Genomic DNA, 15,673 nt, shown 5'->3' on the forward strand with positions numbered 1-15,673 from the left:
GCCACTGTGAGTAAATGACCGACTACCGCTGAGGTACGTTGCGTCTGTCGAGTGTCACGGTGAGTGTTCGGGCGAGGGTCCGGGAGGGTGGTCGACGAGTGGAACTGCGCGACTATATGCGCGTCCTGCGTCGAAGCTGGTTGCTCGTACTGACCTGCGTCGTGTTGGGAGGTCTGCTCGCGGCCGGCCTGAACTGGCGGGCGGACCGGGTCTACGCGGCCACGGTGACCATGGTGGTGTCGTCGTCCGACAACGGTGCGGACGCGGCCTCGGCGTACCAGGGCAGCCTGCTCTCCGCGCAACGGGTGAAGTCCTACGCCAACCTCGTGGCGAGCGACCGGGTCGCCGAGGCGGTGATCGACCAGCTGAAGCTCGACGTCAGCCCGTCCGAGCTGCGCGGGCGCATCCAGGCGCAGGCCGTCCCGGACACCGTCCTGCTGCGCGCCGTCGTGCGGGACGTCGACCCGCGCCGGGCGCAGTCGATCGCGGACGCGGTCGGCGAGACGTTCTCCGAGGCGGTGGCCCGCATCGAGCGGCCGGCCGCGGACGAGCCGCCGACGGTGCGGGTCAGCGTCTGGGAGCACGCCAAGCTCCCCACCGTTCCGGTCTCGCCGCAGCCGGTGCGCAACATCGCGCTCGGCGTGCTGCTCGGCCTGCTGATCAGCATCGGCGCCGCCTTCCTGCGGCACCGGCTGGACACCAGCATCTCCGGCGAGGTGGACGCCGCCGGCGTCACCGGCCTGCCGAACCTGGCGATGATCAATTTTGACTCGAGCTCCGGGCGGCGACCGCTGATCCTGCACACCGGCCCGCATACGCCGCGCGCCGAGTCGTTCCGCCAGCTCCGCACCAACCTGCAGTTCGTGGACGTCGACACCGCTCCCCGGTCGATCCTCGTCAGCAGCTCGGTGCCGGGGGAGGGCAAAACCAGTACCGTCTGCAATCTTTCCATCACGCTGGCGCAGGGTGGTGCCCGGGTGTGCCTGGTCGAGGGCGACCTGCGCCGGCCGTCCTTCGGCGAGTACCTGGGCATCGAGTCCGCGGCCGGGCTGACGTCGGTGCTGATCGGCGCGGCCGACCTCGACGACGTGCTCCAGCCCTGGGGTGAGGGCCGGGTCGGCGACGGCCGGATCGAGGTGCTGCCGAGCGGGCCGATTCCGCCCAACCCGAGCGAGCTGCTCGGCTCCCGCAACATGTCCGACCTGATCGAGGTGCTCTACTCCCGCTTCGACATCGTCCTCATCGACGCGCCGCCGCTGTTGCCCGTCACCGACGCCGCGGTGCTGTCCACCCGGGTGGACGGCACCCTGCTGGTCGCCCGGGTCGGCCGGACCCGGCGCGAGCAGCTCCGCCGGGCCGCGGAGGCGCTGCGGGCGGTCGACGCGCGGATGATCGGAACCGTCCTCAACATGGTGCCGATGAAGGGGCTGAACGCCCACTACTACGGGCGGTACGAGAGCTACGCGCCGCGCGCCCGGCACGCGCGCGTGCCCGCGGCGAACCGGGCCCGCACGCCAGCCGCCCCCGACCGCGGCCTGCGTCCGGCCGGCAGCCGATCCGCGGCGACCGCCGGCAAGGCCGCCGTTCCAGCCCCTTCCCCTTCCCCTTCCTCGTCCACCGCCTCCTCTTCCGCCGCCGCCTCCGCGGCCTCCGCCGGGACGTCGTCCTCCGGCCGGTCGGCGGGACGACGCTCGGCGTCCCGTGCGGGGGCCACCCCGTCGAGCGGATCCCCGGCCCCGGGCGGCGCCGCGTCGGCGGCGCCGGCGAAGCCCGCCCCGGGCGCCCGCCAGGCCGCGACCGCGACCGGGGCCGAGCCCGGCGGCCGGACGGGTTCACGGGCCGGGCGCCAGCTGGGATCGAGGTCCGGCCCCCGGAACCCCGCCGGCGCGAACGCCAGCCTGACCGCCGCCGGCGCGAACGCCGGTCCGGGCGCGGCCGGCGCGGCTTCCGGGGGCGCGGTGTCCGCCGATGACGGGTCGGGTCTTTCCGTCCCGGCACAGGCATCCGCCGCGACCCCACCCGCCACCGGTGCTCCGTCTGACGTCGCGGCGTCGACGCCCGCCGCCCCGGCCGCGAAGCGATCGGCCGTCGGACGGCTGGGCGCGCGGCGGCGGCAGGGCGCCGCGGCGCCCGGTCCCAATTCGCCGGGGCCCGCGGACGCCGCGCGGCAGGCGCCTGATCAGGTCGGCGAGGCCGGGGCGAACCCACCGACCGTCGAGATCGCCGCGCAGCGCGAGCCCGGGGACCACACCGCGCCGCTCGCCTATGGCACCGGTTCGTCCGAGCGTGGCTCCGAGCGCGGGTCCGACCGTTCGACAGGCCGGTGACCCGGCGGCCGACCGGGGAGACGAGGGGCCTGGCCGGGCAGGCACGACAGCCGGCCGGGACGAGGAAGTCGGCCGCGGTGCGGGAGTCGGCGGCGGCGCAGGAGTCGGCCGCGGTGCGGGAGTCGGCGGCGCAGGAGTCGGCCGCGGTGCGGGGACCGGCGGCGGGAGGGACCCGGCGGGGCGGCGGTGACGGCCCGAGCCTGTCGCCGCGGCGGGAGTGGCGACCGGACCGGCGGGTCGTGGCAGGCGCCGCGCTGCTGCTGGTCGTCCTGCTGCTGGCCGGCACCTGGATCGTCGTGCGCGGCCTGCTCGCGCGGTCGCACCTGGAGGCGGCCCGAGCTGAGATCTCCCGGCTACGGGCCGTCGTCGCGAGCGGGGCCGTTCCCGAGGGGGCCGAGCTGCGCCGGGCCGTCGACGAGATCACCGCGCAGACCAGGTCGGCCCGAGCGCTCACCGGTGACCCGCTGTGGTCGCTGGCCGGGCGAATGCCGATCGCGGGCTGCCCGCTGCGCTCGAGCGCGGACCTCGCCGCCGCGCTCGACGACGTGGCCGCGGGCGCGCTGCCATCGGTCGTCGAGCTGGGGGACCGGCTGGCCCCGTCCCACCTGCGGTCGGGGACGGCGGTGAACGTCGGGGCGCTCGCCGCGGCGCGGGAACCCGCCGAGCGGGCCATGGCGGCCGTCGAATCGTTCGAGTCGGCGGCCGGGCGGGCCGCCGACTGCGGGTGGCTCGGCGGCGCGATCGGCCTCGACGACGCCCGGGGGCAGGTGGTCGACACCGGCTCCCGGCTGCACGGTGCGCTCGACACGCTGGTCCTCGCCACCCGGCTGGGCCCGGGGATGCTCGGCGCGGGGGGCCCGCGCCGCTACCTGCTGGTGGTGCAGAACCCGGCCGAGTCCCGGGCGAACGGCGGCATCATCGGCGGGTTCGGCGTGCTGACGGTCACCGACGGCCGACTGGAGCTCGACGACGTCACGGGCAACGGCACGCTGCCCGGCGGGCCGACCCTGGCCCGGCCGGCGGCCTCGCTGACGCCGGAGCTCGCGGCGCGCTACGGGGCGTTCTGGCCGGCCAGCGTGTGGGCGAACGCCAACCTCACCCCGGACTATCCGGTCGCGGGGCGGCTCTACTCCCAGCTGTACCGGGCCGGCACCGGGACGGCGGTCGACGGGACGATCAGCCTGGACCCCACCACACTGTCCTACCTGCTGGCGGCCACCCGCCCGGCCGTGCTGCCCGACGGCCGGGTGATCACCGCGGGCGACCTGGTCGATCTGGTCGAGTCCCGGGTCTACCAGGAGATCGACGATGTCGCGGCCCGGGACGACTTCTTCGCCGCGGTCGGCGAGGCCGTCTATGCGGCGGTCGTGTCGGACGCGGGCGCCGCGGGCGGTACGGAGAACCTGCTCCGGGTCATGGCCCGGGCCGCCCAGGAGGGTCGACTCCTGGTGTCAAGTAACCACGCCGCCGAACAGAGCGCGCTTTCCTCGACCGCGCTCGGTGGGGCGCTGCCGACGGCGCCCGGCCCTTTCCTCGGGGTTGTCACGCAGAACGCGTCGGCGACCAAACTCGACTACTGGCTGCGGCGTAGCACCAGCTACCGAATGGAGCGGCAGCCCGACGGGACCGGACAGGCGACGATCACGGTCCGGCTGACGAACGCCGCGCCGACGGGTCTGAGTGACTACGTCCGGGCCCGCAAGGACCTGCCCGGCCCTGATCAGGGGAACGAGGAAGCCCAGAACAAGGTGTGGTTCTCCCTCTACACCGGGCGCGGCGGCTGGTTCGCCGGCGCGCGCCTCGACGGCAGCCCCGTCTCGCTGACCTCGGGTGAGGAACGCGGCCATCCGATCCTGTCGACATATCTGACGATCGACCGGGGCCAGACGCGGACGCTGGAGGTGCGCGTCCTCGAACCGGTGGCCGGCCCGACACTCGTCGTTCGGAAGCAGCCTCTGCCGTTTCCGGAGCGGCTGGTGGTAGAGGGGCTGCCCGCCAGCTCGCCATGGTCACGCAGAGTTGATAGGTGAGTGCGGAACGTTCTAGACACGGACAGTGACTCTCAGTAGTCTCCCTGTAGTCAATCATTCGACTGCTTGAACGGATCACATGCAGGGGGAGTGTCTGAATGAAGTTCCGAACTCTCGGCGTCGCGCTGGTGGCGGGCGGCGGGCTGGCGCTCGCCGCGCTGCCGGCTTCTCCAGCGGCGGCATTTGACGACAAGCCGATAGATCCCGCATACCCGCCTGTCGCCTGCTCCGGACCCACCGGAGAAGGCTCCGTCAGCAAGTCACTGCTCCTGGTTGGCGAGGCCACCTTCTTCAGCGGGTGCGGATTCCTGCCCGGATCGTCGGTGCAGATCGAGCTGGACGGCATCCTGGAGACGACCACGGTCGCGGACACGCTCGGTAACTTCAACATGCCGATCACGTTCGACGAGGCCGGCACGCACACACTCACCGGCCTCGGCCAGGCGGAGCACGACGCCGCCGCCACCGCGCCCGTGGTGGCCGAGCCGGACGGGATCTTCGACGGTTCTATCTTCCCCGACAAGGAGTCGAGCCTCCCCGGCGAGGACTCGATCTTCCCCGACAAGGAGCTGACCGAGGGGGACGTCGAGCCGGAGGGGCTCCTCCCGGACTCGATCTTCGGTGACAGGTCGCAGGCCGAGGTGACCGGGCCGGCGGCGGGCGTACCGGCTTCGATCCTTCCTGACCCCACGGTCGTGGACCCGGCGGCTCCGATCGTTCCCGCGGTTCCCGCCGTTCCGGCCGCTCCGGTGCCGGGCGCGTCGGACGAGGTCGCCGTCACCCCGATCCCGCCGGTGACCGCCGACCTGCCTCAGGTCGGCCTCGCCGCCCAGATCGCGCCGCCGCGGATCGCCCTCCAGGGCCCGCGTGCGGTCAGCGCGACGGTTGTCGTGATCGGCATCGGCGAGGGCGGCATCACCGGCCTGCCGATCGACCCGGCCCTGGTCGCGAGCTGGATCGGCAACTGGGGCAACTGGGGCTTCGACCACGACAAGGATCACGACAAGGACGGATCCTGCTTCGGCGACGACCGCGTCAAGGACGACAAGTTCGACCGCGTCAAGGACGACAAGTTCGACCGCGTCAAGGACGACAAGATCGACGGCGTCAAGGACGACAAGTTCGGTGAGAACCGCGGCGGTCTCGCCGCCCCGGTGGCCGCGCCGCTCGCCGACGGCTGGGATGACAAGAACGGCTGGGACGACAAGGACGGCTGGGACGACAAGGACGACAAGGACCGCGGCGGCGACTGCGTCATCGCCGGCGGCGTGGTCGGAGTCGGTGTCGGTGGTGTCGGTGGTGTCGGTGCGGGTGCCGCCGGTGGCACGGCCGGTGGGGCGCTGCCCTTCACCGGTGTCGAGACCGGTGCCATGGCCTCCATCGCCATCGCGCTGCTCGGTGGCGGTGTGCTGCTGCGGGTGGCCGCTCGTCGTCGCCGCCTGACCGGCCGGGTGCAGGGCTGACCCGTCCAGGCAGCGGAAGCGCGATCCGGCACCATGGGGAAGAGGTGATCCGGCACCATCTGTGAACGGCTCGGGCCGCTCGCGCGATTCTCGCGCGGGCGGCCCGTCGCCGTCGCGCCGCGAACCTCAGCCGGGCGCCACCTGCGGCCGGGCGCCACGGCCGGGCCCGGGCGCTACCGGTGCGGCCGGGCCGAACCGATGGGACGGGCCCGGCCGACCGGGCGGGGCCAGCGGGTCGGGCGGCGCAGCGGGTCGAACGGGGCCAGCTCGGGCGGTGTCCGCCCGTCGACCAGCGCCTCGGCCACCAGCCGCCCGGTGATCGGGCCCAGGGTGATGCCCCACATCCCGTGGCCGCCGGCGACGTGCACCCGCGGTGAGGACGTCGGCCCGACGAGCGGCAGCCCGTCGGGTGTGCACGGGCGCGGGCCGACCCATTCCAGGGTCCGGGAGCGCAGGTCGACCCCGCGCAGCAGGTCGCCCGCGGCCGCGGCGATCGCGTCGACGCGCCGCGGGTCGGGCGGGGCGTCGGGACGGCGGAACTCCATCATCCCGGCGATCCGCAGGCCGTCCCCGATCGGGGTGCAGGCCACCCGGGAGTCCGGGAAGTAGATCGGCCCGGTGGGCGGCTCCCGCACCGCGGCGGTGAACGAGTAGCCGCGGCCGGCCTGCACCGTCGAACGCACCCCGTAGCGGGCCGCCAGCCGGGGCAGCCAGGCGCCGGTCGCCAGCACCACCGCGTCGAAGTGCACGGGTGGCTGGGTGTGGTCGGCCAGTGCGAGCACCACCCGGGAACCGATGTCGATGACCTTGTCGACGCCGACGCCCTCCCGGATGATCCCGCCGCGCTCGCGTACCGCGTCGGCCAGCGCGGCGACGAACCGGCCCGGGTCGCAGTAGCGCTGCCCGTGCACCTGGACGACGTGGGTGATCCGCTCGGAGAGCAGGGGAGCGAGGTCCCGGGCGGTCAGCGGGTCGAGCGCGACCGCGTCGACCGGCTGGCCGCAGGCCCGGACGTCGTCGAGCTCGGCGAGCAGCGCGTCGGCGCCGCGCCGGTCGCGGTAACAGGCCAGGAACGGGGCGGCGGCCCGGGTCGGCGCGGCCACCCCGCCGTCGGCGAGGTCGTCGAAGGCGTCCAGGCTGCGCCGGGTCAGCGGGGACAGCGCCCGCATCGCCGCCCGCCACCGGTCGTGCGTACTGTGCGCGACGAAACCGGCGAGGAAACGGGCGAGTGCCGGGTCGGCCGCCGGCGGCAGGTAGACGGGGCTGTCCGGCCGGAGCAGCATCCGCAGGCCGTAGCGCAGCACGGCCGGTTCCGGCAGCGGCGTGGCCAGCCCCGGGGTGAGCCAGCCGGCGCTGCCCCAGGACGCGCCGGCCCCGCCCCAGACCGGCCCGGGCGTCACCCGGTCGCGTTCGAGGACGGTGACACCGACCCCGCGTTCCTGCAGGAACCAGGCCACGCAGAGCCCGACCATGCCGCCGCCGACGACGGCCACGTGGTCGGGGCGTGGCCCCGGGGAGCGCGCCCCGGGGACCGAGGCGATGACGTGCACGGGACGAGGGTCCACGACCGGAGATGTTCCCGCCCGCGGACGGTTCAGCCCTCCGGCCGCCGAGACACCCACCAACCGGGCACCCACGGGCCACCCCGCCACGTGGGCGGGGCGGCCGGCGTCCGAGCGGGGCGGGACGCCGCGTGGGCGGGCCGGCGGCGGAGCCGTCGCCGGGCTATCGCCGGGTGACGGCCCGCAGGAACTCGCGGTTCAGGTTCCCGATGCTCGTCAGCGGGATGCCCTTCGGGCAGGCGACGGTGCACTCACCGGTGTTGGTGCAGCCGCCGAAGCCCTCGTCGTCCATGGCCTCGACCATGCCGCGGACCCGGCTCTCGCGCTCCGGGGCGCCCTGCGGGAGCAGGTTGAGGTGGGTCACCTTGGCCGAGGTGAACAGCATCGACGACCCGTTCGGGCACGCCGCCACGCAGGCGCCGCAGCCGATGCAGGTCGCGTTGTCGAACGCGGCGTCGGCGACCGGCTTGGGGACCGGCGTCGAGTGCGCCTCCGGCGCACTGCCGGTGACCACCGAGATGTAGCCGCCGGCGCCGATGATGCGGTCGAACCCGGAGCGGTCGACGACCAGGTCCCGCACGACCGGGAAGGCGGCGGCCCGCCACGGCTCGACGTCGATGACGTCGCCGTCGTTGAACGAACGCATGTGGAGCTGGCAGGTCGTGGTGCGGTCCATGGGGCCGTGGGCCTGGCCGTTGATGACCACCCCGCACGCGCCACAGATGCCCTCGCGACAGTCGTGGTCGAAGGCCACCGGGTCGTCGCCCTCGAGGATGAGCCGCTCGTTCAGTACGTCGAGCATCTCGAGGAAGGACATGTCCGGGCTGACGTCAGGCAGGTCGTAGGTGACCATGGCACCGCGGTCCTCCGGGCCGCGCTGCCGCCAGATCCGAAGGGTGAGGTTCACGGTCGGGGCTCCTTCGAGTGCTGTGGGCTCGTCGCGCGGCGCGCGGACGTCCATGATCGCGCCGACTGCCGGCCGCCACCGTACCGCCCGCACGGGGCGACAGGCGGCGGCCGACCAGGAAGATCACGAGTAGTTGCGCTGGGCCAGGTGGACGTAGTCGAACTGCAGCGGCTCCCGGTGCAGCACCGGGGCCCCGCCGGTGTACTCCCACGCCGCCGCGTAGGCGAAGTTCTCGTCGTCGCGCAGCGCCTCGCCGTCCGGAGTCTGGCTCTCCTCGCGGAAGTGGCCGCCGCAGGACTCGGCGCGGTGCAGGGCGTCGATGCACAGCAGCTCGCCGAACTCGAGGAAGTCCGCGATCCGGTTCGCCTTCTCCAACGACTGGTTCAGCTCGCCGGAGTCGCCCGGCACCTTCACCCGCCGCCAGAACTCCTCGCGCAGCTCCGGGATGCGGGCGAGCGCCTTGCGCAGGCCCGCCTCGGTGCGGCCCATGCCGCACTCGTCCCAGATGAGCTCGCCGAGCTCGCGGTGGAACGAGTCGGGCGTGCGGTCGCCGTTGATCTCCAGCAGCCGGCCGAGCCGGCCGGTGACCTCGCCGACCACGGACGTCACCGTCGGGTCGTCCAGGCTGACCGAGCCCAGCTTGGTGCTGGCGATGTAGTTGCCGATCATGGGCGGCAGGACGAAGTAGCCGTCGGCCAGGCCCTGCATGAGGGCGCTGGCGCCGAGCCGGTTCGCGCCGTGGTCGGAGAAGTTGGCCTCACCGATCACGAACATCCCGGGGATGGAGCTCTGCAGGTCGTAGTCGACCCACAGCCCGCCCATCGTGTAGTGGACGGCCGGGTAGATCCGCATCGGGACCTTGTACGGGTTCTCGCCGGTGATCCGGTCGTACATCTCGAACAGGTTGCCGTACTTCTCGCGGACCTTGTCCTCGCCCAGGCGCTTGATGGCGTCGGCGAAGTCGAGGTACACGCCGAGCCCACCGGGGCCGACGCCGCGGCCGTCGTCGCACTGGTACTTCGCCGCGCGCGACGCGATGTCGCGCGGGACCAGGTTGCCGAAGGCCGGGTAGATCCGCTCCAGGTAGTAGTCGCGCTCGGCCTCGGGGATCTGGTCCGGCGAGCGGGTGTCGCCCTTCTGCTTGGGCACCCAGATGCGGCCGTCGTTGCGCAGCGACTCGCTCATCAGCGTGAGCTTGCCCTGATACTCCCCGGAACGGGGGATGCAGGTCGGGTGGATCTGCGTGTAGCAGGGGTTCGCGAACAGCGCCCCGCGCCGGTGGGCCCGCCACGTCGCCGTGGTGTTGGAGCCCTTGGCGTTCGTGGAGAGGAAGAAGACGTTGCCGTAGCCGCCGGTGGCGAGCACGACCGCGTCCGCCAGGTACGGAGTGATCTTGCCGGTGACCAGGTCGCGGGCGACGATGCCGCGGGCCCTGCCGTCGATGACGATCAGGTCGAGCATCTCGGTGCGGGGGTGGATCTCCACGCCGCCGGCGTCGATCTGGCGGGACAGCGCCTGGTAGGCGCCGATCAGCAGCTGCTGGCCCGTCTGGCCCCGCGCGTAGAAGGTGCGCTGGACCTGCACGCCGCCGAAGGAGCGGGTGTCGAGCAGGCCGGAGTACTCGCGGGCGAACGGCACGCCCTGCGCTACGCACTGGTCGATGATCTGCGTCGAGATCTGGGCGAGCCGGTAGACGTTGGACTCGCGGGCGCGGAAGTCGCCGCCCTTGACCGTGTCGTAGAACAGCCGGTAGACGGAGTCGCCGTCGTTGCGGTAGTTCTTCGCCGCGTTGATGCCGCCCTGCGCGGCGATCGAGTGCGCGCGCCGGGGCGAGTCCTGGAAGCAGAACTGGATGACCTTGTAGCCCTGCTCGGCCAGGGTCGCGCCGGCCGCGCCGCCGGCGAGGCCGGTACCGACCACGATCACGGTGTGGCGGCGGCGGTTGGCGGGGTTGACCAGCTTGGCGGCGAACTTGCGGCGGTCCCAGCGGGTCTCGATCGGCCCGTCCGGCGCGGCGGTGTCGACGATGTCGTCGCCCACCGACCAGTAGGAGCCTCCGCCAGAGCCGAGGGAGGTCGTCTCGGGCATCTCAGTCCACCAATCCGGCCAGCACGGCGATGGGAACGACCATGAAGCCCGCCGAGATGACAACCGCCAGCACGGTCGCGACGGCCTTCAGGTTCTTTTCCCGGGCCGCACTGTGCACGCCGAGGGTACGAGCGGCGCTCCAGAATCCGTGATGGATGTGGAGTCCGAGCGCCAGCATGGCGATGATGTAGAAAAGTGTGACCCACCACACGGAGAAGCTGGACACCACGTTGTCGTAGGCGGCGCCCTCGACCCCGTTGCGGTTGAGCGTCAGGGCCGTGAAATCGAGGAGGTGGTAGATGATGAACAGGCCGATGATGATGCCGCCGTAGCGCATCGTGTTCACGGCGTAGCTCGCCTCGAGCCGCTGCCGGTGCGAGTACTTCTGCGGCCGGGCCTTCAGGTCGCGCCGGCTGAGCTGGTACGCCGACGTGGCATGCAGAACCACCGCCACGAGCAACAGGGCTCGCATGATCCAGAGGAACCAGGCTCCGTGGAGCGCCGGCACTCCGATCGAGCGCAGCCAGTGCGCGTACTCGTCGAAGCTCTCGCGGCCGAAGAAGATCTTCAGGTTCCCGAGCATGTGGGCGAGGAGATAGAGGAGCATCACCGCCCCGGTGACGGCCATCACGGCCTTCTTGCCGATGCTGGACCGCCAGATGATGCCTACGGGGGACGTAGGCCGCGCGTCGTTCGTTACAGCCACGTTGGGAAACCCTAAGGACAAGTCTCCAAGTGGTCCAAGACATGATGGGCCTGGTCTCGATAGGCAGTAGCTATCGTCGGCTACCCTAAGGTGTGCAGCTTCATCAGCTCGCGTATTTCGTGGCCGTGGCCGAGACCAGGCACTTCACCCGTGCGGCCGAGCGTGAGCACGTAGCGCAGCCGTCCCTCTCGCAACAGATCCGTGCCCTGGAACAGGAGCTCGGTAGTCCCCTGTTCAACCGAATGCGGGGCAACATCACACTCACTCCGGCAGGGGAGACCCTGCTCCCACTGGCACGAAGGATCCTCGCCGACACCGAGACGGCCCGCCGCCAGGTCCAGGAGCTGCTCGACCTGCGGCACGGCACCGTGCGGCTGGGTGCGACCCCGAGTCTGTGCACCGGGTTCCTGCCCGAGGTCCTGTACGCCTTCCACCTCGACTACCCGGGCATCCGGCTGCTCGTCGAGGAGGGCGGCTCGCGTGATCTCATCCGCGACCTGGCACAGGGCCACCTCGACCTGGCGCTCATCATCCTTCCGCTGCACAGCTCGGACCCGGCGCTGTCGACCACGCCGCTGCTGCGCGAGGACCTGGTGGTCGTCACGTCGGAGAACTCGCCGCCGCCGGCGCGCGACGGCCACCTCCAGGTGTCCGACCTGCGCCACCGCCCGCTGGTGATGTTCCGCCGGGGTTACGACCTGCGGGAGTTCACCGTGAGTGCCTGCCGGATCGCCGGCTTCGAGCCGACCTTCGCCATCGAGGGCGGGGAGATGGACGCGGTCGTCGGCTTCGTCGAGGCCGGGCTGGGTGCCGCGGTGATCCCGAGCATGGTCGCCCGGCGGCAGCGGTTGCGTACCACCGCCTTCGCTCCGCCCGGCCTGCACCGGACGATCGGACTGGCCCATCGCCGCGACGTCGAGCCGCCCCGCGCGGCCCAGGAGCTGCGGCGCAGTCTGCGGGCCTACCTGAAGCGCACGGCCGAGGCCGGAACACTCCCGCCGGGCACGGATCTCCTGCCCGGATGACGTGTGTTTCGCGTGACCGATTCTGTCACGGAGAGTATTACCCTCGCGAATGTGATATACATCACGTTTATGAATTTGTAATTCCTGGTTAGCGTTGGCCACGAGCACTCCGTAATGTCCCTAACCGGCTGTTCGAAGCAATTCGGAGCCAGGGTGGGATTGGGGTGATGGTGCCGGGTGGCTGGCGCCGAAGTTGTTGCGGTGCAGGCGATTCCGTTGGCGGGTCCCGGTGCCGGGAACGGGGGGTCGGTGCTGTGGTGGACCATGTTCGCGGAGCCTTTTCTCGATCTTTCCTGCCGGCTGGGAGCCGGCCGGTGCCGCGCTGGCGCCAAGGAGGGTCAGTGGTCGCCCTCGCTCGCTGCCTGTGGCCCACCCACCCAGCTGACCGGCACATGTTCCCGGAGCTTCGTGGGTGTCCCGGCCTGGGAGGGGGCGCGGAGTCTTGACCGCGCTCGGTGATCGGGCGGGGCGCCTAGGCCAGTGGGGCGAGATGCGTAGACGGGCCGAGAACACCTGGTTCGAACGGTCGAAAGAAGCTGCGACTGAGCAGCAGGAGAACTCGTCGGAGCGTTCGGAACCCGGCGTTCCGGATACTCAGGAGATTCGTGCGGGAGGCAATATGAACAGCGTCGACATCGCTCTCAAAGAAGCGATGGAGATCGATGGTGCGACCGGGGTCGCGCTCGTCGACTTCACCAGTGGGATGACGCTCGGCACGCTGGGCAGCAGCCACACTCTGGACCTGGAGGTGGCGGCGGCCGGTAACACAGAGGTGATCCGGGCGAAGATCCGTACCATGGACAGCCTGGGCCTGGCGGACTCCATCGAGGACATCCTGATCACCCTGGGCCGCCAGTACCACCTGATCCGCCTGCTGCAGAGCCACTCCGGGCGGGGTCTGTTCCTCTACCTGGTGCTCGACAAGTCGCGGGCGAACCTCGCGCTGTCCCGGCACCGCCTGCGCACCATCGAGGCACAGCTCGACCTCTGAGTCACGCCGCCGGGCCCCCGGGGCCGCCGATCCGGCGGGACCCCGGGGGACGGGTACGCCGGCGAGGAGGATGGACCCTGTGACGACCACGCCGACGCTGCGGATCACCGGCCACGTCCTGGTGGGGCCCGACGACATCCGGGACGAGATCTGGGTGGTCGACGGCAGGGTGAGCTTCGCCGCCCCGACCGGGGCCGCCGCGCGCGACGTGCGTACCGTGTCCGGGTGGGTGATCCCCGGCCTCGTCGACGCGCACTGCCACGTGGGCCTAGTCCACACCGGGGCCACCGACGCCGCGACCGCCGAGGAGCAGATCCGCGCCGACCGGGACACCGGCGCCCTCCTGCTGCGCGATGCCGGATCGCCGTCCGACACCCGGTGGATCGACGACCGCCCGGACCTGCCGCGCCTGATCCGCGCCGGCCGGCACATCGCCCGGCCGAAGCGTTACCTGCGCGGCTACGCGGCCGAGGTGGACCCGGGCGACCTCGTCGCCGAGGTCACCCGGCAGGCCGGCCGCGGCGACGGCTGGATCAAGCTCGTCGGTGACTGGATCGACCGCTCCGTCGGCGACCTCGCCCCCTGCTGGCCGGCGGACGCGGCCCGCGCCGCGATCGACGCCGCGCACGCCCACGGCGCCCGGGTGACGGCCCACTGCTTCGCCGAGAACTCCCTCGCCGACCTGGCCCGCGCCGGCATCGACTGCGTCGAGCACGCCACCGGGCTCACCGCCGACACCATCACGCTGTTCGCCGAGCGCGGCGTCGCGATCGTCCCGACCCTGGTGAACATCGCGACCTTCGAGGGGATCGCCGCCGGTGCCGAGGCGAAGTTCCCCGCCTACGCCCGCCACATGCGCGACCTGCACGCCCGCCGGTACGACACCGTGGCCGCCGCGCACGAGGCCGGCGTCCCGATCTACGTCGGCACGGACGCCGGCGGCTCCCTGCCACACGGCCTGGTGGCCGACGAGGTGGCCGAGCTGGTCACCGCCGGGCTCCCGCCGCGGACCGCCCTGAGCGCCGCCTGCTGGGACGCCCGCCGCTGGCTCGGCCGGCCCGGCCTGGAGGAGGCCGCGCCCGCCGACCTCGTGGTCTACCCCGAGGACCCGACGGTGGACGTCCGCGTCCTGGCCGCCCCCGACCTCATCGTCCTGCGCGGCCGCGCGGTCTAGGAGGCGGATCCAGGCGAGGCTCGTCGGGCCGGCGGGCGTCGAAGCATCCCTTCGGGCCGCGCGGCCCGAAGGAACCTCTTCGGGCGCCGCTCGTTCCACTTTGGTGAGCTGGGCCTATCAAGTGGGCCGGGCGACGCGGGGGACCGGATGGCGGGGGACCGGATGGTGGAGCTGGTGTCCGGCGCGAACCTGAACCTGCCCGGCCCCGTGGTTTCGTTGTCACTCCCTGGCCCCTTCGACCTGACCGCCCTGGTCCTCGGGCCGGACGGCCAGGTCTCCGGCGACCGGGACATGATCTTCTACAACCAGCCGACCGGCCCCGGCGTCACGTTGCGCGGCACCGCCGGCACCGCCGGTGTCTCGTCGATCGAGCTGAACCTGGACGCCCTGCGCTCCGGCGGCGAGCGGGTCGTCCTGGTCGCCAGCCCGGCCGACGGCTCCACCCCCTTCGGCCGGCTGCCGCCGCCGCTGGCCACCCTGCGCGCCGCCGGCCGCACGATCGCGACGCTGCGCCCACCCGGCCTCTCGGCGCAGACGGCTCTGCAACTCGCCGAGTTCTACCGCCGGGACCGACGATGGAAGATCCGTGCGCTCGGCCTTGGCTACGCGGACGGCCTCGCCGGTCTCGCCCGCGACTTCGGCGTCGACGTCGACGCTGGCGCTGGCGACAATTCCGGCGCTGGTGTCAATTCTGGTGCCGATGCCGTGCCGGCTCGGAATGTCTCCCGCGCGCCCGGCGGCGGGCACCTCGCCGAGGTCGTGGCGCTGACGAACGCGGAACGGGCCCGCGGCGGTCTGGCCGCGCTGGTCACCGAGCCGCGGCTGGCCGCGGCGGCGCACCGCCACAGCGCCGACATGGCGACCCGGGGATTCTTCGCCCACGACACCCCGGACGGCATCACCGTGGCCGACCGGGTGCTGGCCGCCGGCTACTCCTACGCCGTGGTGGCCGAGAACATCGCGGCCGGCCAGCGCACCGCAGCCGAGGTCGTCGCCGGCTGGATGAACAGCCCGCCGCACCGGGCGAACATCCTGCGCCCCGAGGTCCGCCAGATCGGCGTGGCCCGCTTCGACGGCGGCGAGTACGGCGTCTACTGGACCCAGGTCTTCGGCACGCCCCGCTGACCGCCGTGACCCGCCCCCGCGGCGGTTCCGCGGAACACGGGCGGCCCTCCGGCCCGCCTGTCCGCCGGCGCACGCACACCGGGCCCGCCGGCCGCTCCACATACCGCCCCGCCGGCCGGTCCACCGGCGGGTGCCCAGGGTGACCGCCACTTTGGTGCGCCCCCGTGCGGGTGGAATTGGGGTGGCCGTTCATTGCCGTCGGTGGCCGGTGCGAAACGTGACGATTCGCCGGCGGCCGGTGTGACGTAGGGGTCGCCGGGCACCGGCCGAGGGCT

The 15,673-nt window shown here is 72.6% G+C and carries 11 protein-coding genes; 7 read left to right on the forward strand and 4 right to left on the reverse strand.

What is annotated here, in order from left to right:
- Window positions 1-98: 98 nt before the first annotated feature.
- The 3 genes from B056_RS37915 (at window position 99) to B056_RS39700 (ending at window position 5,820) form a co-directional block, all read left to right on the forward strand.
- Window positions 99-2,327 carry a polysaccharide biosynthesis tyrosine autokinase gene (locus tag B056_RS37915; RefSeq protein WP_018504682.1) on the forward strand — a complete coding sequence of 743 codons (2,229 nt, stop codon included), beginning with the start codon at window positions 99-101 and terminating at the stop codon, window positions 2,325-2,327.
- Window positions 2,324-4,357 (forward strand): DUF4012 domain-containing protein, encoded by a 2,034-nt coding sequence (locus tag B056_RS0125465; protein ID WP_018504683.1) that lies wholly within the window; start codon window positions 2,324-2,326, stop codon window positions 4,355-4,357. Before B056_RS37915 ends, B056_RS0125465 begins: the two co-directional genes overlap by 4 nt.
- Before the next feature lie 98 nt (window positions 4,358-4,455).
- Window positions 4,456-5,820, forward strand: a complete 1,365-nt coding sequence (locus B056_RS39700; RefSeq protein WP_018504684.1) for a hypothetical protein — start codon at window positions 4,456-4,458, stop codon at window positions 5,818-5,820.
- Between the two features lie 173 nt (window positions 5,821-5,993).
- Here B056_RS39700 and B056_RS0125475 read toward each other — a convergent pair whose 3' ends face one another.
- The 4 genes from B056_RS0125475 to B056_RS0125490 all read right to left on the reverse strand — a co-directional run bounded on the left by B056_RS0125475 (window position 5,994) and on the right by B056_RS0125490 (window position 11,038).
- The gene (locus B056_RS0125475; RefSeq protein ID WP_018504685.1) at window positions 5,994-7,313 is read right to left on the reverse strand and encodes an NAD(P)/FAD-dependent oxidoreductase; all 1,320 of its coding nucleotides are present in this window, start codon (window positions 7,311-7,313) and stop codon (window positions 5,994-5,996) included.
- A gap of 232 nt (window positions 7,314-7,545) precedes the next feature.
- The gene (locus B056_RS0125480; protein ID WP_026240141.1) at window positions 7,546-8,289 is read right to left on the reverse strand and encodes a succinate dehydrogenase/fumarate reductase iron-sulfur subunit; all 744 of its coding nucleotides are present in this window, start codon (window positions 8,287-8,289) and stop codon (window positions 7,546-7,548) included.
- Window positions 8,290-8,412: 123 nt separating this feature from the next.
- Window positions 8,413-10,377 (reverse strand): fumarate reductase/succinate dehydrogenase flavoprotein subunit, encoded by a 1,965-nt coding sequence (locus B056_RS0125485; RefSeq protein WP_035752707.1) that lies wholly within the window; start codon window positions 10,375-10,377, stop codon window positions 8,413-8,415.
- 1 nt (window position 10,378) lies between these two features.
- Window positions 10,379-11,038 (reverse strand): succinate dehydrogenase cytochrome b subunit, encoded by a 660-nt coding sequence (locus B056_RS0125490; protein ID WP_407672423.1) that lies wholly within the window; start codon window positions 11,036-11,038, stop codon window positions 10,379-10,381.
- A gap of 137 nt (window positions 11,039-11,175) precedes the next feature.
- Here B056_RS0125490 and B056_RS0125495 point away from each other — a divergent pair, with 137 nt between their 5' ends.
- The 4 genes from B056_RS0125495 to B056_RS0125510 all read left to right on the forward strand — a co-directional run bounded on the left by B056_RS0125495 (window position 11,176) and on the right by B056_RS0125510 (window position 15,398).
- Window positions 11,176-12,108, forward strand: coding sequence for a LysR family transcriptional regulator (locus B056_RS0125495; RefSeq protein WP_018504689.1), 933 nt, complete (start codon window positions 11,176-11,178; stop codon window positions 12,106-12,108).
- A gap of 619 nt (window positions 12,109-12,727) precedes the next feature.
- Window positions 12,728-13,099, forward strand: a complete 372-nt coding sequence (locus tag B056_RS0125500) for a hypothetical protein (RefSeq protein WP_020572709.1) — start codon at window positions 12,728-12,730, stop codon at window positions 13,097-13,099.
- 70 nt (window positions 13,100-13,169) lie between these two features.
- Entirely contained in the window at window positions 13,170-14,273 is a 1,104-nt protein-coding gene (locus B056_RS0125505) for an amidohydrolase family protein (protein WP_035752710.1), read from the forward strand.
- A 147-nt stretch (window positions 14,274-14,420) separates the two neighbouring features.
- The gene (locus tag B056_RS0125510) at window positions 14,421-15,398 is read left to right on the forward strand and encodes a CAP domain-containing protein (RefSeq protein WP_018504692.1); all 978 of its coding nucleotides are present in this window, start codon (window positions 14,421-14,423) and stop codon (window positions 15,396-15,398) included.
- Window positions 15,399-15,673: the final 275 nt, after the last annotated feature.

Origin of the sequence: Parafrankia discariae (assembly GCF_000373365.1) — a bacterium.
GTDB lineage: Bacteria > Actinomycetota > Actinomycetes > Frankiales > Frankiaceae > Parafrankia > Parafrankia discariae.